The organism is Rhodomicrobium udaipurense JA643 (genome assembly GCF_000636015.1).
Classification (GTDB): domain Bacteria; phylum Pseudomonadota; class Alphaproteobacteria; order Rhizobiales; family Rhodomicrobiaceae; genus Rhodomicrobium; species Rhodomicrobium udaipurense.
On sequence record NZ_JFZJ01000207.1, the window covers coordinates 1 to 2,661 of the forward strand.

The 2,661-nt window shown below is 63.7% G+C and carries 2 protein-coding genes; one reads left to right on the top strand and one right to left on the bottom strand.

Annotated elements, in window-relative coordinates; genetic code table 11:
- Positions 1-1,692: acetoacetate--CoA ligase (locus T281_RS16820; protein ID WP_037242230.1), on the bottom strand; the 1,692-nt coding region annotated here is incomplete at its 3' end.
- 172 nt (positions 1,693-1,864) lie between these two features.
- Here T281_RS16820 and T281_RS16825 point away from each other — a divergent pair.
- Positions 1,865-2,661, top strand: a 797-nt coding sequence (locus tag T281_RS16825; RefSeq protein WP_155955324.1) for an AsmA family protein, incomplete at its 3' end; no start/stop codon positions are given.

Consider the following 2,661-nt stretch of genomic DNA (forward strand, 5'->3'; position numbering starts at 1 on the left):
GACGCGCACGTCGTTATCCCAGTCCTGCCCGATGACGATGGCTTCCTTGATCTCCTCAAGCTGCTCCACCTGCCGGTAAATCTCGGCCGTGCCGATGCGCACGCCGCCGGGGTTCAGCGTCGCGTCGGAGCGGCCATGAATAACGATGCCGCCATTCTCGGTCCATTCCGCGAAGTCGCCGTGGTGCCACAGGCCGGGGAAACGGTCGAAATAGGCGTTGTGGTATTTCGTGCCGTCCGCGTCGTTCCAGAAATAGACCGGGATCGACGGGAACGGCTTCAGGCATACGAGTTCGCCCTTGCCGTGGTCGAGATGGCGCCCCTCATCGTCGAACACGTCGACGGCCATGCCGAGGCCCGCCCCCTGAATTTCGCCGCGATAGACAGGCGATAGCGGATTGCCGAGCACGAAACAGCCGCAGATGTCGGTGCCGCCCGAGATCGAGGCGAGATGCACGTCCGGCTTGATGGCGTCGTAGACGTAGTCGAAGCTTTCCGGCGCGAGCGGCGAGCCGGTGGAGGTAATCATGCGCACGCTCGAAAGCTTGTGCGTGTCGCGCGGCCGAAGCCCCGCCTTCTTCAGCGAGTCGATGTATTTCGCCGAGGTGCCGAAAATGTCGATGCCGACTTCATCCGCGAGGTCGAAGAGCACGTTGCCGTCGGGGTGAAACGGCGAGCCGTCATAAAGGACGAGCGTCGCGCCGGTGGCCAGCCCTGCGACGAGCCAGTTCCACATCATCCAGCCGCATGTGGTGAAATAGAAGAGCTTGTCGCCGTCGCGAAGGTCGCAGTGAAGTTGGTGCTCCTTCATCTGCTGCATGAGCGCGCCGCCGCCTGAGTGCACGATGCATTTCGGCGTGCCTGTCGTGCCGGAGGAATAAAGAATATAAAGCGGGTGCGAGAAGGACAGGCGCGTGAATTCAACGTCCGTGGCGGGATGCGCGGTGAGCACTTCGTCCCAGGCACGCGCCTTCGGGCACGTCGCCACCACATCGCCCGCGCGGCCGAGATAGGGCACGATCCACGCCTGTTCGATGCTCGGGATCTTCGCGACGATCTCCGCCACCTTGTCGCCGGTATAGAGCGTCTTGCCCGCGTAATAATAGCCGTCGCAGGCGATGAAAAGTTTCGGCTCTATCTGGCCGAAGCGGTCGAGGACGCCCTGCACGCCGAAATCGGGCGAGGCGCTCGACCAGATCGCGCCGAGCGACGCCGCCGCCAGAAGCGCGATGATGGCTTCCGGCATGTTCGGGATCAGCGCCGCCACGCGGTCGCCTTCGCCGATGCCCGCCGCGCGCATGGCCTGTTGCGCGCTCGAAACTGCCGCGTGAAGTTCGGCCCAGGAGAGCGTGCGCGCGACCTTGTCCTCGCCGCGGAAGATGAGCGCGGGCGTGTCATCGTTCTTGCGGAGCAGGTTCTCCGCGAAATTCAGCCGCGCGCCCTCGAAGAAGCGCGATGCCTCGAATTTGTCGCCCTGGACGAAGATCGGGCCGTCGCCGCGCTCGCCGATAAGCCCCATGAAGTCCCAAGCCTTCGCCCAGAAGGCTTCCGTCTCGCGGACGGAATAGGAATGAATGTCGGCGTATGTGCGAAGATCGAGGTCGTCCGCCGCGTTCACCTCCGCCATGAGGCGCGCCAGGCGCGAGTTTTCCACGGACTTTTCGGTAGGGGACCAAAGCGGCGGCAATTTCATGTGCAGTCTCCGATGCAAAGACTCGCCAGCGTCACAAAGTGTTTTTAAACCTTAACGCTCACCCGTTCGGGTGAAGCGGTGAAGCGTGTGCTATGGCGCATCAAGCTTCAGCGTCGCTGTTTTCCTCACCTGCTTCAAGATGTATCAGATTACGCGAAAAGTTCGATATGTTTTGAAGTGTCTGGCGGCGGCGGGGGCGTGCGCCGGGCTGGCGCTGGTCTTTTTGGCTGTGGCGGTTCCGCGCTTCCTCGACGGCGACGTGGCGCGTAAAAGCTTCGTGAAGGCGCTGTCGGCTTGGAGCGGCGGCAAGGTCACGCTCGCGGGCCAACTTCGCATCGCTAGTTTCGCCACGCTTTCGGTCGAGGCGAGCGACGTCCGCTTCCATGACGCGCCGGGGCTCGATCCGGTGCAGCGAGGAAGTGCCGAAACCGTCACAGCCGTCGTGAATCTCTCCGCCCTGTTGCTTGGCGACCTCGAATACAGGAAGTTCGTGGTCTCATCGCCCCGTTTCGTGCTGAAGCGCGACGCTGGCGGGCGCGCAGCCGACGAACTCGCGGCGGCCAGGCTCGCACTCACGCTGGTGGACCGCAGCAGCCTTCCAGACATCCAATTGCGCGACCCGGTGTTCTATATCGCCGACGGCGCCCTTCGCCCTTACCGGCGCGTCGCCTTCGAACGCATCACGTTGAAGCGGCCGGACCGCGCGGCAGCGGCCCCCTTCGCCTTGAGCATGCGCAAGCCCGGTTTCGAGCTTGCTTTCAAGGGCGAGCGGAACGGGCAGAAGGTGTCGGGCCAGCTCAAGCTCGCGGCGGCGGGCGACCAGCCGCTTGCCGCTCATTTGATAGCGGCGCTGACGCCATGGGAAACGGCGAGCGGTTTTTCTCTTGAAGGCGATCTCATCTGGTCGCGCGAGCGCTTCTCCCTCGACAACGCGTCTCTCTCGTTCGGCGACAGGACCGCGACGGGCGT